An 18,940-nucleotide genomic window follows, 5' to 3' on the forward strand; every position below is an offset into this window, starting at 1 on the left:
GTGGCTCGCAGACGCAGGCTCCCCGGGGCCCTCGACCCGTACTCGACCTCGTTCCGCTTTCTCTCGGACACGTTGCTCGCCGGGCTTCTCGTGCTCGCTCTGTCGCTTCCCGTGGTGACGTGGTTCGCCGCGCTCACGGGGGCGACGGCTGCGCTCCGCGATGCCCGCGCGGCCGAGGATCCGATCCGCGTGCGGCGGATCCTCGGCCACGGGTGGTCCGCCGTCCGGCGGCAACCGCTTCTCACGCTGCTCGCACCGACCGTGTTCATGGTGTTCATCGTCGCGGATCTGCTGGTCCTGCCGCACCTGCTCGGAGACGCGACTCTCGCGCTCTGGGCCCTCGGCGCGATCGCGTCGGGCGTCGGCGCGTTCGCGCTGCGCATCGCGGGCGCCTGGCGCGCCGATCGCACCGCGCGCGGCGTGCTCGCGCTCGCATGGGGCCGCATGTCGGCGGATCCCGTGGGCACCCTGATGCTCTTCGGTGCGTGCGCCGCCGCGGCGCTCATCGTCTCGTTCTCGCCCCCGCTCCTGCTCGTCATCGGCGGCCCGCTCGCGCTCGCCGCCCTGGCCTTCGATAGGGATGTCTCATGATCAACAACGACCCCCGCACCCGGCGCGTCATCATCGACTCCGACGTGAAGAACGAGGCCGACGATCAGTTCGCCGTCGTCCACGCGCTGATGTCGCCGACGCTCGACATCCGCGGCATCATCCCGGCGCACTTCGGCACGGGACGCACCGAGACGTCGATGCTCGAATCGCGCGACGAGCTCGAGCGGCTCTACGAGCTGTCCGGCCTGTCCGCGCCGATCGCGAACGGTGCGCCGCACGCGCTCCCGAGCGAGACGGAGGCGGTCGACAGCCCCGGCGCGCGGCTCATCATCGAGGAGGCGCGGCGGGCCGACGCCGGGCCGCTGTTCGTGGCCTTCCTCGGCCCGCTGACCGATATGGCATCGGCACTGCTGCTCGCCCCCGACATCGCCGACACCGACACCACCGTGATCTGGATCGGGGGACCGCCCTACGGCGACCGCGAATGGGTGGGCACGTGGCCCGAGTTCAATCTGAGCAACGACATCGCGGCGGCGAATGTCGTATTCGCGTCGGGTATCCGCATCCAGCAGGTTCCCGCGAACGTCTACCGCATGGTGAACGTCGGCTACGCCGAACTGGAGCGCCGCGTCGAGCCGCACGGAGCGCTGGGCCGCTACCTCGCCCAGACGGTCGTCGACTTCAACAGCGCGCACCATCGTTTCCCCACGGAGTCGCGCTCGCTCGGCGATTCGCCCGCGATCGCGCTCATGCTGGATCCGTGGTGCGCCGAGTTCCGCCGCCAGCGCCCGGTGCGCTTCACGCGGACCGGGCACTGCGTGCCCGCCGATACCGGATCCAGCCCGCTCGTCGTCGACCGCGTCGACGTGCGCTGGCTCCTCGAGGACATGTTCTCGAAGCTCGCCACCCACGCGGGCAACTAACCGGTCTCACGCCCGGGTCCCACGAGTCATCACATTCCCGACATCTCATCAAGTCTCCGACGAATCATCCAGCGACGACGGATGATTCGTCGGAGACTTGATGACATGTGGTGAAATGGATGAGACGCGAAACGGGCCGGATCCCGAAGGATCCGGCCCGTTTCGCGCAGGCGATCAGAACTGGTCGATGGCCTCGTTCAGCGTGGCCGAGGGGCGCATGACGGCCGCGGTCTTGGCGGCGTCCGAGCGGTAGTAGCCGTCGATGTCGGCGGGCCGGCCCTGGACGGCGATCAGCTCGTCGACGATCTTCTGCTCATTCGCGGCGAGCTTCTCCGCGAGCGGGGCGAATGCCGCCGCGAGTTCGGCGTCGTCCGACGCAGCGAGCTCCTGGGCCCAGTAGAGCCCGAGGTAGAAGTGCGAGCCGCGGTTGTCGATCGTGCCGAGCTTGCGGCCCGGCGAACGGTCCTGCTCGAGGAACGTCGCGGTGGCCTTGTCGAGCGTGGTCGCGAGGGTCTGCGCCTTCGTGTTGCCCGTCGTCTGGGCGAGGTGCTCGAACGACGCGGCGAGGGCGAAGAACTCGCCGAGCGAGTCCCAACGCAGGTAGTTCTCCTCGACGAGCTGCTGCACGTGCTTCGGCGCGGATCCGCCGGCGCCCGTCTCGAACAGCCCGCCGCCGGCCATCAGCGGCACGATCGAGAGCATCTTCGCCGAGGTGCCGACCTCGAGGATCGGGAACAGGTCGGTGTTGTAGTCACGGAGCACGTTGCCCGTGACCGAGATGGTGTCGAGGCCCTGGCGGATGCGCTCGAACGACAGGCGCGTCGCCTCGGCCGGGGCGAGGATGCGGATGTCGAGGCCCTCGGTGTCGTGCTCGGGCAGGTAGGCGTTCACCTTGGCGATGAGGTTCGCGTCGTGGGCGCGGTTCTCGTCGAGCCAGAACACGGCGGGCGTGTTCGACAGGCGCGCACGCGTGACGGCGAGCTTGACCCAGTCGCGGATCGGCGCGTCCTTGGTCTGGCAGGCGCGCCAGATGTCGCCGGCCTCGACCGCGTGCTCGATGACGGTCTCGCCGCCGCTCGTGACGATGCGCACGGTGCCGTCCACGGGGATCTCGAACGTCTTGTCGTGCGAGCCGTATTCCTCGGCCTTCTGCGCCATGAGCCCGACGTTGGGAACGGTGCCCATCGTGGCGGGGTCGAGCTTGCCGTTGGCCTTGCAGTCTTCGACGGCCGCGTCGTAGACGCGGGCGTAGGACGAGTCGGGGATCACCGCGAGGGTGTCCTGCTCCTTGCCCTCGGCGTTCCACATCTTGCCGCCGCCGCGGATCATCGCGGGCATCGAGGCGTCGATGATGACGTCGCTCGGCACGTGCAGGTTGGTGATGCCCTTGTCGGAGTTCACCATCGCGACGGCCGGGCCCTCCGCGAGGGCCTTGTCGAAGGCGGCGCGGATCTCGGCGCCGTTCGCGAGCTGGTCGAGACCGGCGTAGATCGCGCCGAGGCCGTCGTTGGCGCTGAGGCCCGCGGCCGCGAGGTCGTCGCCGTAGGCGGCGAAGACGTCGGCGAAGAAGGCGCGCACGACGTGACCGAAGATGATCGGGTCGCTGACCTTCATCATCGTCGCCTTGAGGTGCGCCGAGAACAGCACGCCGTCCGCCTTGGCCGCGGCGACCTGCTCGGCGAGGAAGGCGTCGAGGGCCTTCGCGCTCATGAAGGTGCCGTCGATGACCTCACCCTCGAGAACGGGAAGCGAGTCCTTGAGCACCGTGACGTTGCCGGAGGCGTCGACCAGCTCGATCCGCAGCGTATCGGCGGCGGGCGCGACCCACGACTTCTCGTTCGAGAAGAAGTCGCCCTTGCCCATGGTCGCCACGCGGGTCTTGCTGTCGGCGGACCAGTCGCCCATGCGGTGCGGGTGGGCCTTGGCGTAGGCCTTCACGGCGCCGGGGGCGCGGCGGTCGCTGTTGCCCTGGCGGAGGACGGGGTTCACGGCCGAGCCCTTGACCTTGTCGTAGCGGGCGGCGATGTCGCGCTCTTCGTCGGTCTCGGGCGCCTCGGGGAGGTTCGGGACGTCGTAGCCCTTCGCCTGCAGCTCGGCGATCGCGGCCTTGAGCTGCGGGATCGAGGCCGAGATGTTCGGAAGCTTGATGATGTTGGCCGAGGGGTCGTTCGCGAGCTCGCCGAGCTCGGTCAGGGCGTCGCCGACGCGCTGATCTTCGGTGAGGCGCTCGGGGAACTGAGCGAGGATGCGGCCCGCGAGCGAGATGTCGCGGGTCTCGAACTCGACGCCGGCCTTGCCCGCGTAAGCCTCGATGATCGGAAGGAACGAATAGGTCGCGAGAAGCGGTGCCTCATCGGTGTGGGTGTAGATGATCTTGGACATACGTCGAGCCACTCCATGATGAATCGGTAAGCGAGAATTCTCTCGACATCAAGATACCGGAGGAAGCCCGGTATGACAGATCAGGAACCCGCGGGCATGGCGTCGCGGAGGGCCTCGCCGAGGGCCTCGCCGAGGGAACGGCTGAGGGTCGTCGCCCACGTCGCGGTGATGTGACCCGCGGAATCGCGGTACACGCGGGTGTTGCCGATGATGGCCGGGCAGAAGCCGTCCGCGCAGTACAGGTCGGTCAGATCCACCACCGGCATGCCGAGATCATCCGCCGCCGCGGCGAGGGAGTGCTCGCTCTCGAGCGCGACCGACTCGTCCGTGCCGCAGCGGTCCTCCGCGCTTGCGCCGATGCGGCTCGCGCACGCGATCGCCTCGTCGGTGGGCAGCGGGTTGTCCCGCACGACGATCACCTCGGATCCCGCGTCGCGGATCTGCGTCAGGATCGCCTTCTGGTCGGCGTCGTCGAGTGCGAACTTGCGCGTCGAGGTCGTGAGGACCACGTCGTAGTCGCCCGAGGTGAGGGCGGCGTTGATATCGGGCCGGGCCTGATCGCAGTCGGTGGGGCCATCGACGTGGTCGACGAGGGCGCAGCCTCGCCCCAGGTAGGCATCGACCGACCAGCCGAGGGCGTCGAGCTGCGGCCACAGGGCCGGCAGGAGCGCCGCCGCGTGGCTGTCCCCGACGAGCGCCACCTTCGTCGCGGCGTCTTCGGGGCCATAGGTGCACGAGTTCACGGGGGCGTCTTCCGCGTTGTAGCAGGCGTAGGCGCCGCCGGTATCGGCGAGGAGGGCGTCCGCGGCGGGCTGGATCGCGCCGAGGTCGACGGCCGCGCACGCCTCGGGATGCAGCATCGACCCCGCGCCCCAGCATTCGGTGGGCTCGACGTGTTCCGGATCCGCGGGGGGCGCGGTCGGATCCGCGACCACCTGCGCGGTCGGACCGGGAGCGGCTTCGCCGCGAAGCCCGGCCGTGCCGGCGATGCCGGCCACGCCGAGCACGCAGACCGCGCCGAGCGCGATCGCGACCGGGGCCCAGGCGCGCGTGATTCCGCGGATCCGCCCGCCCGACCAGCGGAACCACGTCGCGCGTCGCGCGGGGTTCTCGACGAGATGGAACGTCGCGACGGAGAGCACGAGGGTGAGCGCGATGGCCGCGAGGTAGTAGCGCTTGCTGCCCGCGGGCAGGAGCGTCACGCCGAGGATCGCGATGGGGAAGTGCCAGAGGTACAGGCTGTAGGAGATGTCGCCGAGGTAGGTCGCCACGCGGTTGGTGAGGATCCAGGGCCCGTAGGCGAGGTCGTCATCGGGGGAGTGCGTGCCCGCGACGATGACGAGCGCCGTGCTGAGCACGGGGAGGAGCGCGAGCGGCGCGGGCCACAGCGCGGACGACTCGCTGATCACGAGGAGGGAGACGGCGATGCCCGCGAGCCCCGCCCAGGCGAGGAGCCTCCGCAGCATGAGCGAGAGGGGCAGCGCGGGGAGGAACGCGAGGATCGCGCCGACGCCGAGCTCCCACGCGCGCGAGAACGTCGAGAAGTAGGCGAAGGTCGGGTTCGTGCGGGTTTCGACGAGCGCCCACACGAGCGAGGCGAGGCTGATCGCGACGATCACCGTCCGCGTGAGTCGGCGGGTGCGGGCGCTTCGCCAGCCGGAGCGCGCCGCGAGGGCGACGATCGCGAGCATCACCCACGGCCAGACGAGGTAGAACTGCTCCTCGACGCCGAGCGACCAGAAGTGCTGCAGCGGCGACGGCGGGGTGCCCTGCGCGAAGTAGTCGACGCCCTCGAACGCGAAGCGCCAGTTTCCCGCGAAGAACGCGCTGAACAGCGCATCGAGGGCGACGCCCTTTCCGCCCGCCGAGCCCAGCAAGGCGAAGGAGGCCGCGACCGTGGCGGCGAGCACGATGACGGCGGCCGGCAGGATGCGCTTGGCCCGGCGCTCGTAGAAGCGGCGGAAAGAGATCGTGCCGGTGCGCGCGGTCTCGCGCAGGAGCAAGCCCGTGATGAGGAAACCCGAGATGACGAAGAAGACGTCGACGCCCACGAAACCGCCCTGGGGCACGTGCGTGACGTGCGCCGCGATGACCGCGACGACGGCGACGGCGCGCAGGCCCTGGATGTCCCGGCGCTGCGTCGTGGGCGCGCTCACGACGCGAGCGCCTTCTGGATGCGCTGCACCGACACCGTCTCGGCCGTGCCGAGGCGCTGGGCGAACAGCCCCACGCGCAGCTCCTCCAGCATCCAGCGCACCCGCACGATCGTGTCATCGGCGCGTTCGTCGAGGGGGATCGTCCCTCCCGCGTCGGAGAAGAGCTTCGCGGCCTTCTCGAACTCGGTCATCCACGCGCGGTCGCGGCCCGCCGCATCGGCGAGCTGCGTCGCACGGATCCTGGCTCCCTCGAGGTAGCGGGGCAGGTGGCGCAGCCGAGCGAGCCCCGTCTCGCGGACGAAACCGGCGTGGACGAGGCCGTCCAGCTGCCCGCGCAGGTCGTTCAGGGCGCCGAGCAGGGAGATCGAGTTGGCCTTCTTCATGGCGCGTTCGACCTCGCGCCAGGCGGTCAGGATCTTCGCGACGAGCGACACGGCCTCGAAGACCGCGTCGACGCTCGACGCCGTGACCTCCTGGCGCAGGGCCTCGAATTCGGCCGCGGTTCGCACGGGGCCTCGGGCGGCGATCGCGTCGTCGAAGATCGCGGCGCGGCAGTCTTCGATCACGGCCTTGGGCGACGGGTACGGCGCGGCCGCGAGCGCGAGCTTCTCCTGCGAGGACAGATGCTCCTGCACGTACGACACCGGCGACGGCACGGTCAGCGAGAGCAGGCGCGCGAGCCCCCGGCGCGTCTGGAAGTCGGCCTCGTCGGCGGTCGCCTCCAGTCGGATCGACACCGAGCTCTTCTCGTCCACGATCGCGGGGTAGCCGCGCACGACGCCGCCCGCGACCCGCGTGTCGACCTGCGCGGGCAACTCACCGAAGGTCCATGCCGTGAGGCCCGTTTTCTCGATGCCCTGCGGGACGGATCCGCTCGCCTGCGCGACCTTCTGGGCGGGCGTCGCGCGGCTGATCTGCTGCGCGACGGAGTCGCGGGCGCGTCCGCTGAGCGTCTTCTTCAGCGCCTCGAGGTCGCGCCCGCTGCCGGCGACGCGGCCCCTGTGGTCGACCGCGCGGAAGTTCATCGTGAGATGGCCGGGCACGCGGGTGAGGTCGAAGTCGGCTGCCGTCACCGGCTGGTTGGCCTGGCGCTGCACGAGCCGTGCGAGGGCATCGGCGAGGCCGCGCGCCGGTAGCCCGTCGGTGCTTTCGGGGCCCTCGTTCGCGAGCTCCTCCGCAAACCTCGCCGACCAGTCGGCCGCGGGCACGACGTGCCGACGCATCGCCTTCGGCAGCGCCTTCAGCATCGCCGTGACGAGTTCGTCGCGGAGTCCGGGCACCTGCCAGTCGAAGCCGCGCGGCTCGATCTGTGCGAGGAGCGCCAGCGGGATCACCACGCTCACGCCGTCGTCTGCCGCACCCGGTTCGAAGCGGTAGGCGAGGTTCAGGGTCTGGTCGCCCTGCGTCCACCGCGAGGGGAAGTCGCGCGCGTCCGAGGTCGCCTCGCCGTCGAGGAGGTCGGACTCCGCCATCGTCAGCAGTTCGGGCGTCTGTGCCAGCGCGCCGCGCCACCACGCCTCGAAGCTGCGCACGTCGAACACGTCCGCGGGGATCCGCGCCTCGTAGAAGCCGTACACCGCCTCGTCGCCCGCGAGGATGTCGCGGCGGCGTTCGCGCTCCTCGAGCTTCTCGAGCTTGCGGCGCAGCTCGGCGTTGACGCGCAGGAAGCGGGTGAGGGGTTTCGGGAGCACCTGCGGATCCCATTCGCCCTCGACGAGGGCGTGCCGCACGAACATCTCGCGGGCCGCCGCGCGGTCGACGCGCGCGAACTGGATCCGCCGCTTCGGCACGATCTCCACGCCGAAGAGCGTGACCTTCTCGTAGGCCACGGCGGCGCCGGCGTCCTTCGACCAGTGCGGCTCGGTGACCTGGCGCTTGGCGAGATCGCCCGCGAGAGCCTCGGCCCAGGCGATGTCGATCGCCGCGACGGTGCGGCCGAACAACCGCGAGGTCTCCACGAGCTCTGCGGCCATGACGGCCTTCGGCTTCGCGCGACGCAGCGCGGATCCGGGGAAGATCGAGAACGACACACCGCGCGCGCCGCGGTACACGGCGGGGCCCGGCCGCTTCGCCCCGCGCTGCTTGTTCGCCTCGCGTTCGTCGAGCACGCCGATCTGGCTGAGGAGACCGGCAAGGAGGGCGCGGTGGATCGCGTCGCCGCGCGGGTGACCGCCCTCGGGTGTCGGTTGGGGCGCGGGCGCGCGCCCGCCGCGATCGAGGTCACGCGTCAACGAGCGCAGCTGGCGGTGCACGTCGAACCATTCACGCACGCGCACATAGTTCAGGAAGTCGCTGCGCACCTCGCGACGGAAGGCGCTGGATCCGAGCTCCTTCTGTCGCTCCCGCAGGTGCTCCCAGAGCTTCAGGAGGGTGAGGAAGTCGCTCGACGGATCCGTGAACCGCGCGTGCGCGGCGGCGGCCTGCTCGCGCTGTTCCTCGGGGCGCTCCCGGACGTCCTGGATCGACAGCCCCGCGACGATCGCGAGCACGTCGTCGGTGACGCCGATGCGGGCGGCCTCGACGAGCATCCGCGCGAAGCGGGGGTCGATCGGCAGGCGCGCGATCTGGCGGCCGATCTTCGTGAGCTTCGGCTCGCCGCGGGTGAGGGTGACCGCTCCGAGTTCGGTGAGCAGGTCGAACGCGGCCTTCACGCCACGCGAATCGGGCGGGGTGAGGAAGTCGAAGGCCTGGATGTCGCCGAAGCCGAGCGACAGCATCTGGAGCACGACGGAGGCGAGCGAGGTGCGCAGCACCTCCGGATCCGTGAACTCGGGGCGCTTTTCGAAGTCGTCGTGCGCGTAGAGGCGGATGGCGATGCCCGCGCTCGTGCGGCCGGCGCGGCCCGAGCGCTGCTGGGCGGAGGCCTGCGAGACGGCCTCGATCGGCAGCCGCTGCACCTTCGCTCGGGTGGCGTAGCGCGAGATGCGCGCCGTTCCGGTGTCGATGACGTACTTGATGCCGGGGACGGTGAGCGAGGTCTCCGCGACGTTCGTCGCGAGGATCACGCGGCGCTTGAGGCCGCGCACGGTCGACCGCTCGAACACGCGGTGCTGCTCCGCCGCGCTCAGCCGGCCGTAGAGGGGGAGTACCTCGGTGGGGGCGGCGGGATTGTTGAAGGCGCCGCGCACGGCGTCCATCGCGTCGCGGATCTCCGCCTCGCCGGGGAGGAACACCAGGACGTCGCCCGGCGCCTCCCGCTCCAGCTCCCGCAATGCCTCGACGATCGCCCCGACCTCATCCTCGGCGGCATACGGCCTCTCGTCCCGTACATGACGACGCAGATTTTCGTCGTCATCGTCCGAATCCTCGGCGTGTCGGGCCTCGGCGGCCGAAATCTGCGTCGTTGTGTCCGCGGCGCCGAACGGGCGGTAGCGGATCTCGACGGGGAAGGTGCGGCCGGAGACCTCGATGACGGGGGCGGGGGTGCCGTCGGGCTCGGCGAAGTGCGTTGCGAACGACTCGGGGTCGATCGTGGCCGAGGTGATGATCACCTTGAGGTCCGGCCGTTCGGGCAGGATCCGCTTGAGATAGCCGAGCAGGAAGTCAACGTTGAGCGAGCGCTCGTGCGCCTCGTCGATGATGATCGTGTCGTATCGGCGCAGCAGCCGATCGCGGTGGATCTCGTTCAGCAGGATGCCGTCGGTCATCAGCGCGATCTTCGTGTCGGTGGAGACCTGATCGGTGAAGCGCACCTTGTAGCCGACGGTCGTGCCGAGCTCGACCTGCATCTCCTCGGCGACGCGCTCCGCGATCGTGCGCGCGGCGAGCCGGCGAGGCTGCGTGTGTGCGATCGAGGATCGGCCGAGTTCGAGCGCGATCTTCGGCAGCTGGGTCGTCTTGCCGGATCCGGTGGCACCGGCGACGACGACGACCTGGTGCTCGCGGATCGCGTCGGCGATCTCGCCGCGAGCGCCGCTGACGGGCAGTTCGGGCGGATAGGCGATGACGGGAGCGGCTTCAGGCATGGCGTTCCAGTCTACGATGGGCGTTCTGTGTCGGAACGTTTCATGAATTCGCGCGCCCTCGGCCGACGGCGGCCGGGAGGTGCCTAGGGTGGCTGTATGACTGTTCCCACCGTGAAGCTCAACTCCGGCTACGAGATTCCTCAGCTCGGGTTCGGCGTCTTCCTCGTCCCCGCCGACGAGGCCGAGAAGGCCGTGACGGACGCGCTCGAGGCCGGCTACCGCCACATCGACACCGCCGCGATCTACCGCAACGAGGAGGGCGTCGGCGCCGCCATCGCGAAGAGTGGCATTCCCCGCGACGAGCTCTTCATCACCACGAAGCTCTGGAACGACCGTCAGGCGGGCGACGAGCCGCACGACGCGATCCGCGAGAGCCTCGACAAGCTGCAGCTCGACTACGTCGACCTCTACCTGACGCACTGGCCCGTTCCGGACCGCGGAACCTACTCGAACGCCTGGCAGAAGCTCATCGAGATCCGCGACGCGGGCCTGTCGAAGTCGATCGGTGTATCGAACCACCTGCCCGAGCACCTCGACCGCATCGTGCAGGACACGGGCGTCGTGCCCGCCGTCAACCAGATCGAGCTGCACCCCGCCTACCAGCAGCAGAACGTGCTCGACTGGGCCGCCGCCAACGGCACGAAGATCGAATCGTGGGGACCGCTCGGCCAGGGCAAGTACCCGCTGTTCGAGACGCCCGCGGTCGCCGAGGCCGCGGACGCCCACGGCAAGTCGCCCGCCCAGGTCGTCATCCGCTGGCACCTGCAGCGCGGCTTCATCGTCTTCCCGAAGTCGGTTAAGCGCGAGCGCATCGAGCAGAACTTCGACGTGTTCGACTTCGAGCTGACCGAGGCCGAGGTCGCCGCGATCGACGCCCTCGACCCGCAGGACGGATCGGGTCGCGTCGGCTCGCACCCGCTCGAGTTCAACCGCTGACGCGCGTCTCGACACACCCTCGCCACCGGATCGGGTGGCGAGGGTGTGTCGTTAGAGGAACCAGCTCGGCAACCAGAGGTGCGCCTTATAGAGAGCCTCCGGCTCCATCCAGCCCGTCCCGAACGGCAAGAAGAAGAGGCCGACGGCGGCGATGGCGCCGAGCACCGTCCGGACGACGATGCGTCGCGTTCCCGTCGCCGCCGCGACTCTTTCGCGTTCGCGCCGGATCTCGGTGCGGCTGGCATCCGGCAGCAGCACCGGATCCGCCGGCTCAGAGAGCCGCTTCGCCGCGATCACGACCGCGAGGATCACGAACGGCAGCAGCGTGATCGCGTAAAAGGTGAACATCGTGCGGTCGGGCAGCAGCAGCCAGGGCGCGTAGGTGCCGAGTACGCCGATGAGGGGGATGAGGTCGGATCCGTCGACCCCGCGGCGGCGCGCGAACGCCGCCGCGGCGCGCACGACCAGATAGACCACGGCGAGCACCCCGATCCACCACAACAGCGGATTGGGGAGTGCGGCCATCAGGCCGACGGATCCGTCCTCGCCCGTCTCGCGCGACATGAGGGTCGGATTGAGCATCGGGATCCACTCGATCGCGGGGCTCGCATAGGTGTGGCCGGAGGTGACGCCCTCGTGGAACCTCAGCACGGCCCGGTGGTAGTTCCACAGCGCGACGAGGGGATTGGCCGAGGAGCCGCGGTCGTAGCCGCCCGAGGTGACGAGCCACCCCGTCCAGCTGAGCAGGTAGGTGAGGAGCGCCGGTCCGACGAGCAGCACGAACGACGCCGGTCCCTGCCTGCTGATCGCCGCTTCGACGGGGCGCTGCACGCCGGCGCGGCGCCGGTCCACGATGTCGGCGGCGACGACCGCCAGACCCAGCACCGCGAGCGCGTACAGGCCCGACCACTTCACGCCCGCGGCGAGGCCGAGCGCGAAGCCGGCCGCCACGAGCCAGGGTCGGCGCCAGACGACGGGGCCCGCGAGCAGGTTCCCCTCCGCGCCCGCGCGGATCCGTGCCACGGTGCCGTCGCGGTCGAGGAGCGCGAACCAGGCGCCGAGGAGGATCAGCAGGGCGAGGTGCGTGTCGAGCAGCGCGACGCGGCTCATCGACACGGCGAGGGGATCGATCGCGAGGAGCGCCGCAGCCGTGATGCCGAGCCAGCCGGACGCCGTGACCTTCTTCGCGATCGCGAACAGGATCGGCACGAGCGCCGTGCCGACGAGCGCCGTCATCACGCGCCAGCCGAAGGGGCCGTGTCCGAAGATCGCCATGCCGACGCCGATGAGCCACTTTCCGAGGGGCGGGTGCGCGACGAAGGCGCCCTCTGCGGAGTATCCGTCGACGTCGCCCGATTCGAAGGCCGGGTTGGGGTCTTCGCCCCACGTGCCCTCGTAGCCGAGGTGGATCAGGCTCCAGGCGTCCTTGACGTAGTAGGTCTCGTCGAAGAGCAGCTCGTGTGGACCGCCCACTCCGACGAAGCGCAGCAGGGCCGCCACGATGGTGACGGCGGCGAGCGACAGCCAGACGGCGAGGGGACTCGCGGCGTCGCGGCGGGACGTGGGGCGTGCGATCACCCGACCAGCCTATTCTGGAACGCATGATCATCCTCGCGGGCACCCCGATCGGAAATCTCGGCGACGCGTCGCGGCGGCTGATCGAGGTCCTCTCCTCGGCGACGACGATCGCGGCGGAAGACACCCGCACGACGCAGAAGCTGCTCGCGGCGCTCGGCATCGCGAACCGCCCCCGCCTCGTGCCGATGCACGACCACAACGAGAAGAAGGTGTCGGCGGAGCTCGTGGAGCTCGCCCGCACGGAGGACCTGGTCGTGCTGAGCGATGCGGGCATGCCGACCGTGAGCGATCCCGGCTACGGTCTCGTCGCGGCAGCCGTCGCGGCGGGTGTCGAGGTCACGGCGATCCCGGGGCCGAGCGCGGTGCTCACGGCGCTCGCCATCTCCGGCCTGCCGACCGATCGCTTCGCCTTCGAGGGCTTCGTGCCGCGCAAGTCGGGGGAGCGCGCGAAGGCGTTCGGCGCGCTCGCGCGCGACGCACGCACCCTGGTGTTCTTCGAGGCGCCGACCCGAACGGAACAGACCCTGCGCGACATGGCGGTCGCGTTCGGCGACGACCGGCGTGCGGCCGTGTGCCGGGAGCTGACGAAGATGTACGAGCAGGTGGTGCGCGGCCCTCTCGCGGAGCTCGCGGCGTGGGCCGCCGGTGGGGTGCGCGGGGAGGTCGTCCTCGTCGTCGAGGGTGCGGCGCCGACCGGACTCTCGATTGACGACGCCCTCGCGCGGGTGCAGGCGCTCGTTGCGGACGGCGCGCGGCTCAAGGATGCCGCCCGCGATGTCGCGGCGGTCGCGAGGGTCTCGTCCCGCGAGCTGTACGAGGCCGCGCTCGCGGCCCGCTGATCCGGTCGCGCCTACTCGGCGTGGATCTCGGTCCACACGATCATCATGTGGGCGCGGGAGTGCGTCTCGGCCTCCCGCGCGGCCGAGCGGGCGATCGCCTCGGCGACCTCGACGTGCAGCTCGAGGGTGCCGTCGGCGGGCACCGCGGGCGTCATTCCGAGCCGCGCCCGCCCCTCGAGCACCTCGCGAATGGGTTCGCAGAGCGCGGAGAGCTGCGGGTTCCCCGACGAGCGGAGGAGAAGCGCGTGGAATTCGACGTCGACGGCGTGGAACTCGTCGCTGGCGCCGAGGCCCGCGGTACCGAGTTCGTAGAGCCGCCCGGCGAGGCGCCGAAGCTCAGCGCGCTGGGTCGGCGTCGCGCGGACGGCGGCGAGCCGGGCGGCCGTCGGCTCGACGGCGACGCGAACTTCCATGAGCGACTCGAGCTGTTGCTGCCGGAGGGAGCCCTGCAGGTTCCACCGGATCAGCTGCGGCGCGAACGCGTCCCATTCCTCGCGGGGGCGCACCGTGATGCCGACGCGGCGGCGGCTCTCGACAAGCCCCATCGACTCGAGAACCCGGACGGCCTCTCGCACGACGGTGCGCGACGCGCCATACTCGTCCTCGAGGCGGGCGAGCGTCAGGACCGCTCCCGTGGGGAGCTCGCCCGACGCAATGCGCGCGCCGAGGTGGTCGGTGATGTCGCCGTGCACTGCGGGCATCGTGCTTCCCCTCGAACGGTATTAGTGTTACTTTACCAGTTGCATTAGTAGTACTTTTAGGCTCACGACGCCGCGCCCGCGGCGCATCGACCTCTTCAACGGAGAAGCCATGACAGAAGAATGGACCCAGACGCTCGGCGCTGGCCCGTTGCTCACGATCGCCGTCGTCGCGATCGCACTCATCCTGTTCCTCGTGATCAAGCTGCGCGTTCACGCATTCCTGACCCTGATCATCGTGTCGCTGCTGACGGCGATCGCGACGGGTCTCCCGCTCGGAGCGATCGTCACGCAGCTGACGAGCGACTTCGGCGGGACGCTCGGATCCGTCGCCCTCCTGATCGGCCTCGGGGCCGTGCTCGGCAAGCTCATCGAGTCCTCCGGCGGGGCGCGCGCCATCGCCGACATGATGGTGCGGATCTTTGGCGAGAAGCGCGCCGCCTTCGCCCTCGGTGTGACCTCGCTCATCCTCGGTTTCCCGATCTTCTTCGACGCCGGCCTCGTCGTGATGCTGCCGATCATCTTCGCCGTGGCCCGTCGCCTCGGCGGCAACAACCTCCTGCTGTACGGAATTACGGGCGCCGCGGCGTTCTCCGTCATGCACGTGTTCCTGCCGCCGCACCCCGGCCCCGTCTCGGCGACCGAGCTCTACGGCGCGAACCTCGGCATCGTGCTGCTCGTCGGCATCGTCGTCGTCCTGCCGACCTGGTACCTGTCGGGTCAGCTCTGGGGTCGTTTCATCAGCAACCGCATTCCGCTGCCCGTCCCCGCCCTCTTCGGCACGCCCGACGACGACCAGCCGCAGAATCCGCCGAAGCCCGGCGTTGTGATCGCGATCCTGCTCATCCCAATCGTTCTGATCCTGTTCAACACGGGCCTCAACGCCCTCGGCTCGATCGGCGTCGTCGACCGCGACGCCACCTGGGTGCAGGCGCTGTCGATGATCGGCACGGCGCCCGTCGCGCTCCTGATCTCGGTGATCATCGCGATGCTCGTCCTCGGCAAGTTCCGCGGCGAGACCGGGTCCGCGCTCGAGAAGCTCGTCGACGGCACGCTCGGCACCGTCGCCTCCGTGATCCTCATCACCGGAGCAGGCGGCATGTTCGGCGGCGTCCTGCGCGCCTCCGGAATCGGCGACGCCCTTGCGGACGTGCTCTCCGACCTCGGCCTGCCCGTCATCTTCGCCGCCTACGTCATCGCCGTGCTCCTGCGCCTCGCGCAGGGATCCGCGACCGTCGCGCTCGTCACGACCGCCGGCCTGATGGCCCCCGCCGTCGCGGCGGGGAGCTTCAGCGCGATCGACATCGCGGCGATCACGCTCGCGACCGCGGCCGGCAGCGTGTTCGGAAGCCACGTCAACGACTCCGGCTTCTGGCTCGTCGGCAAGCTCATGAACATGGACGTGAAGACGACGCTCAAGACGTGGACCGTGCAGCAGGCGATCGAGTCGCTCGTCGGCTTCGCGATCGTGCTCGTCGTCTACGCGATCTTCTAGGAGGAACGATGGGATCCGATCTCTTCGACATCTCGGGGCGTCTGGCCCTCGTCACCGGCTCCTCGCGGGGCCTCGGCCGCGAGCTCGCGCTTGCGCTCGCGGGCGCCGGCGCGCGCGTCGTGCTGCACGGCCGCGACGCCCGCGCGCTCGACGACACGGCCGATGACATCGAAGCCGCCACCGGGGTGCGGCCCGGCGCCGTGCGCTTAGACGTGACGAACGCCGAGGAGGTCGCCGCGGGGATCGGATCCCTCATCGCCGAGCAGGGCGTCCCCGACATCCTCGTGAACAACGCCGGCCTGCAGCGCCGCGCACCGATCCACGAGTACGCCGCGGACGACTGGGACGCCGTGATCGCGAGCAACCTGTCGAGCATGTTCTACGTGTCGCGGAGCGTCACCCCGGGCATGGTCGAGCGGGGCTCCGGCAAGGTCATCAACATCGCCTCGGTCCAGTCGAAGCTCGCCCGCCAGACGATCGCGCCGTACTCGGCGTCGAAGGGCGGGGTCGCCATGCTGACGCAGGGCATGGCGGCCGACCTCGCGCGCTACAACGTGCAGGTCAACGCCATTTCGCCCGGCTACTTCGCGACCGAGATGAACCGCGCGCTCGTCGAGGATCCCGAGTTCGACGCCTGGCTCACGGCGCGCACGCCCGCGCAGCGCTGGGGCGACCCGAGCGAGCTTCGCGGCGCGCTCATCTTCCTCGCCTCGGACGCCTCGAGCTTCGTCTCCGGCCACAACCTCGTGGTCGACGGCGGAATGACGGCCGTCGTATGAGGGCCGTCTTCATCGACGGGCGCGAGCAGATCGCCGTCCGCGAGGCACCCGAGCCCCAGCCCGCGGTGGGACAGGTGCGGATCCGCCTCGCGCGCGTCGGGATCTGCGGTTCCGACCTGCACTACTACTTCCACGGCGCGAACGGCGAATACGTTGTTCGCGAGCCGCTCATCCCGGGCCACGAGTTGTCCGGCACCGTCGACGCGGATCCGTCCGGCGAGCTCGCGCCGGGTACGCCCGTGACCGTGCACCCCGCACGGTTCGGGCGGGAGGTGCCGGGCACGGAAGGCCAGCCGCACCTCTGGCCCGGAGGCTCGTATCTCGGCAGTGCCGCGACGTGGCCGCACACGCAGGGCGCGATGGCCGACCTCATCGTCGTCGAGCGCGACATGGTGCGCTCCCTTCCCGCCGGGATAGACATGGACCTCGCCGCGCTCGCCGAGCCGCTCGGCGTGGCGCTGCACGGCGCCACGCGTGCGGGCGACCTGACGGGCGCGCGCGTTCTCGTCTCCGGTGCCGGCCCGATCGGCCTCCTCGCGGTCATCGCCGCGCAGGCCCGTGGGGCCGCCCACGTCACCGTGACCGACGTCCTGGCGCAGCCCCTCGAGAGGGCCCTTGCGCTCGGAGCCGATGCCGCCGTCCGCGCGGGCACGGACGAACTCCCCGCCGAGGCGTTCGATGTCGTCCTCGAATGCTCCGGCGCGCCCGCCGCGATCAGCGCCGCGGCCGTCGCGACGCGCCGTCGCGGCGTGATCGTGCAGGTCGGCATGGTTCCGAATGAACCTCGTGGCATCAACCTCGCGCCGCTCATCTCCAAGGAGATCGACCTGCGCGGCGCGTTCCGCTTCAATGGTGAGATCGACGAGGCGATCGAGATCCTCGCTGCACGGCCCGATGTGACGTCGGTCGTGACGCACGCGATCCCGGTCGCCGACGTGCGCGCGGCCTTCGAGCTCGCGCGCGACGGCGCCGTCTCCGGCAAGGTCGTCGTCGCGTTCGACGCGTCCGACGCATCGCAGCTCCGCGGCGGCTCCGCCGCAGCATCCGCCACGAGCACGCTCGACCAGTAAGGACTGACCCTCATGAGCACACCCGACGTCGTCATCGGCATCGATCTCGGCACCACCTCGACGAAGGTCGTGGCGTATCGCATCGACGGCAGCTCCGTCGCGGAGGCGTCGCACGGGTACCCGCTCGACGAGCCCGCGCCGGGACGCGCGGAACAGGATCCGCATCGGATCCTCGACGCGGTCCTGCGCGGCCTCGGCGAGGTCGTCGCCGAGGTGGGCGCGGATCGCGTGCGCGGCCTGAGCTTCTCGAGCGCGATGCACAGCTTGATGGCGCTCGACGCCGACAACGAGCCGCTGACTCCCGTGATCACCTGGGCCGACACGCGCGCCGCCGCCGAGGCCGAGGCGCTCCGCGCCGACGGTACGGGTCTTGCCCTGCATCGCCGAACCGGCACGCCCGTCCACCCGATGTCGCCGCTTGTGAAGCTGATCTGGTTCCGCACGCATGAGGAGGACCTGCACCGCACCGCCGCGCACTGGGTCGGCATCAAGGACTGGGTGATGTGGCGGCTCACGGGCGAGATGGTCACCGATCACTCGCTCGCCTCCGCCTCCGGCCTCATGGACATCCACCGGCTCGCGTGGGACGACGAGGCGCTGTCGCTCGCGGGGATCGCGCCCGACAGGCTGCCGCAGCTCGTTCCGACGACGCACGTCGTGCCGCGGCTGACGGCGGATACCGCCTCCGCCGTCGGCCTTCCCGAGTCGACGCCGGTGGTCGCCGGCGCGGGCGATGGCCCGCTCGCGAACCTCGGAGTCGGCGCCGTGCGGCACGGCGTCGCCGCCTGCTCCGTCGGCACGAGCGGCGCGCTGCGTGTCGCCGTCGACCGTCCCGTCGTCGACCCGCAGGGGGGCGTGTTCTGCTACGCGCTCACGGAGGACCGCTGGGTCATCGGCGGGGCCATCAACAACGGCGGCATCGTGCTCGACTGGGTGCGCAGTGAACTCGCCTCGGGCGACGCCGAGCTGTCGACCGCTCAGCTTCTCGACGAGGCGATGACGGTGCCCGCCGGATCCGGCGGCCTGCTCATGCTGCCGTACCTCCTAGGCGAGCGGGCGCCGCGCTGGGGCGGCGTCGCCCGCGGCGCCTACGTGGGCCTGACCCGCGCCCACCGCCGCGAGCACCTCGTGCGCGCCGCCGTCGAGGGGGTCGCGCTGCAGCTCGCGCTCGTCAAGCAGTCGCTGGCGCAGGCCGATCTGGAGATCGACGAGATTCGCGCCACGGGCGGAGTCATGAAGCACGAGATCTGGCGGCAGACGCTCGCGAGCGCCTTCGGATCCGAGATCGCTTTCCCGGCGTCGACCGAAGGATCCGGCTTCGGCGCCGCGCTCCTCGGCATGCAGGCGCTCGGCATGATCGAGTCGATCGACGTCGCCGCCGAGATGTCGCCCGTCGAGGGCGTCACCGAGCCCGGGAGCGACGACGCCGCGGTCTACGAGGAGCTGCTCCCGGTGTTCGAGCAGCTCTACACGGCGCTCCTCCCGGCCAACACGAAGCTGCAGGAGATCGGCAGCCGGCTGCCGCTGTCGCGCGTCTGACCGCAGACGCAGAGCGACGCGACTGACG

13 protein-coding genes are annotated in these 18,940 nt (G+C 70.5%); 8 read left to right on the top strand and 5 right to left on the bottom strand.

From position 1 onward, the window contains the following. Positions 1 to 591, top strand: a complete 591-nt coding sequence (locus IEX05_RS00085; protein ID WP_188699303.1) for a hypothetical protein — start codon at positions 1 to 3, stop codon at positions 589 to 591. Next, a complete protein-coding gene (locus tag IEX05_RS00090; protein ID WP_188699304.1) occupies positions 588 to 1,475 on the top strand; it encodes a nucleoside hydrolase in 888 nt (295 codons plus the stop codon). The genes IEX05_RS00085 and IEX05_RS00090 overlap by 4 nt, the downstream gene beginning before the upstream one ends. 174 nt (positions 1,476 to 1,649) lie before the next feature. On the opposite strand, the gene IEX05_RS00095 is transcribed toward IEX05_RS00090, so the two are convergent. The 3 genes from IEX05_RS00095 to hrpA form a co-directional block, all read right to left on the bottom strand. After that, complete coding sequence (locus IEX05_RS00095) at positions 1,650 to 3,857, bottom strand: NADP-dependent isocitrate dehydrogenase (protein WP_188699305.1); 2,208 nt, start codon at positions 3,855 to 3,857, stop codon at positions 1,650 to 1,652. A gap of 80 nt (positions 3,858 to 3,937) precedes the next feature. Then, positions 3,938 to 6,013 (bottom strand): acyltransferase family protein, encoded by a 2,076-nt coding sequence (locus IEX05_RS00100; protein WP_188699306.1) that lies wholly within the window; start codon positions 6,011 to 6,013, stop codon positions 3,938 to 3,940. Continuing rightward, positions 6,010 to 9,978: an ATP-dependent RNA helicase HrpA gene (gene hrpA / locus IEX05_RS00105; RefSeq protein ID WP_188699307.1), complete on the bottom strand. Its 3,969-nt coding sequence runs from the start codon at positions 9,976 to 9,978 to the stop codon at positions 6,010 to 6,012. Before hrpA ends, IEX05_RS00100 begins: the two co-directional genes overlap by 4 nt. Before the next feature lie 96 nt (positions 9,979 to 10,074). Here hrpA and IEX05_RS00110 point away from each other — a divergent pair, with 96 nt between their 5' ends. Continuing rightward, complete coding sequence (locus IEX05_RS00110; protein ID WP_188699308.1) at positions 10,075 to 10,914, top strand: aldo/keto reductase; 840 nt, start codon at positions 10,075 to 10,077, stop codon at positions 10,912 to 10,914. A gap of 51 nt (positions 10,915 to 10,965) precedes the next feature. Here the strand turns inward: IEX05_RS00110 and IEX05_RS00115 are convergent, their stop codons facing one another. Continuing rightward, the gene (locus IEX05_RS00115; protein WP_188699309.1) at positions 10,966 to 12,492 is read right to left on the bottom strand and encodes a dolichyl-phosphate-mannose--protein mannosyltransferase; all 1,527 of its coding nucleotides are present in this window, start codon (positions 12,490 to 12,492) and stop codon (positions 10,966 to 10,968) included. 23 nt (positions 12,493 to 12,515) lie between these two features. Here IEX05_RS00115 and rsmI point away from each other — a divergent pair, with 23 nt between their 5' ends. Then, positions 12,516 to 13,331: a 16S rRNA (cytidine(1402)-2'-O)-methyltransferase gene (rsmI, locus tag IEX05_RS00120; RefSeq protein WP_188699310.1), complete on the top strand. Its 816-nt coding sequence runs from the start codon at positions 12,516 to 12,518 to the stop codon at positions 13,329 to 13,331. Between the two features lie 11 nt (positions 13,332 to 13,342). Here the strand turns inward: rsmI and IEX05_RS00125 are convergent, their stop codons facing one another. After that, positions 13,343 to 14,032, bottom strand: a complete 690-nt coding sequence (locus IEX05_RS00125; RefSeq protein WP_188699311.1) for a FadR/GntR family transcriptional regulator — start codon at positions 14,030 to 14,032, stop codon at positions 13,343 to 13,345. Between the two features lie 109 nt (positions 14,033 to 14,141). On the opposite strand from IEX05_RS00125, the gene IEX05_RS00130 reads away from it, so the two are divergent. Genes IEX05_RS00130 through IEX05_RS00145 form a run of 4 tightly spaced genes read left to right on the top strand, consistent with a single transcriptional unit; the run spans position 14,142 to position 18,912 of the window. Beyond that, positions 14,142 to 15,524 (top strand): GntP family permease, encoded by a 1,383-nt coding sequence (locus tag IEX05_RS00130; protein ID WP_188699312.1) that lies wholly within the window; start codon positions 14,142 to 14,144, stop codon positions 15,522 to 15,524. An 8-nt stretch (positions 15,525 to 15,532) separates the two neighbouring features. After that, positions 15,533 to 16,303 (top strand): SDR family oxidoreductase, encoded by a 771-nt coding sequence (locus IEX05_RS00135; protein ID WP_188699313.1) that lies wholly within the window; start codon positions 15,533 to 15,535, stop codon positions 16,301 to 16,303. Beyond that, complete coding sequence (locus IEX05_RS00140) at positions 16,300 to 17,373, top strand: L-idonate 5-dehydrogenase (RefSeq protein ID WP_188699314.1); 1,074 nt, start codon at positions 16,300 to 16,302, stop codon at positions 17,371 to 17,373. The genes IEX05_RS00135 and IEX05_RS00140 overlap by 4 nt, the downstream gene beginning before the upstream one ends. Positions 17,374 to 17,385: 12 nt before the next feature. After that, positions 17,386 to 18,912 carry a gluconokinase gene (locus tag IEX05_RS00145; protein WP_188699315.1) on the top strand — a complete coding sequence of 509 codons (1,527 nt, stop codon included), beginning with the start codon at positions 17,386 to 17,388 and terminating at the stop codon, positions 18,910 to 18,912. The last annotated feature ends 28 nt before the right edge of the window (positions 18,913 to 18,940 follow it).

Source organism: Microbacterium nanhaiense, assembly GCF_014646015.1.
Lineage (GTDB): Bacteria > Actinomycetota > Actinomycetes > Actinomycetales > Microbacteriaceae > Microbacterium > Microbacterium nanhaiense.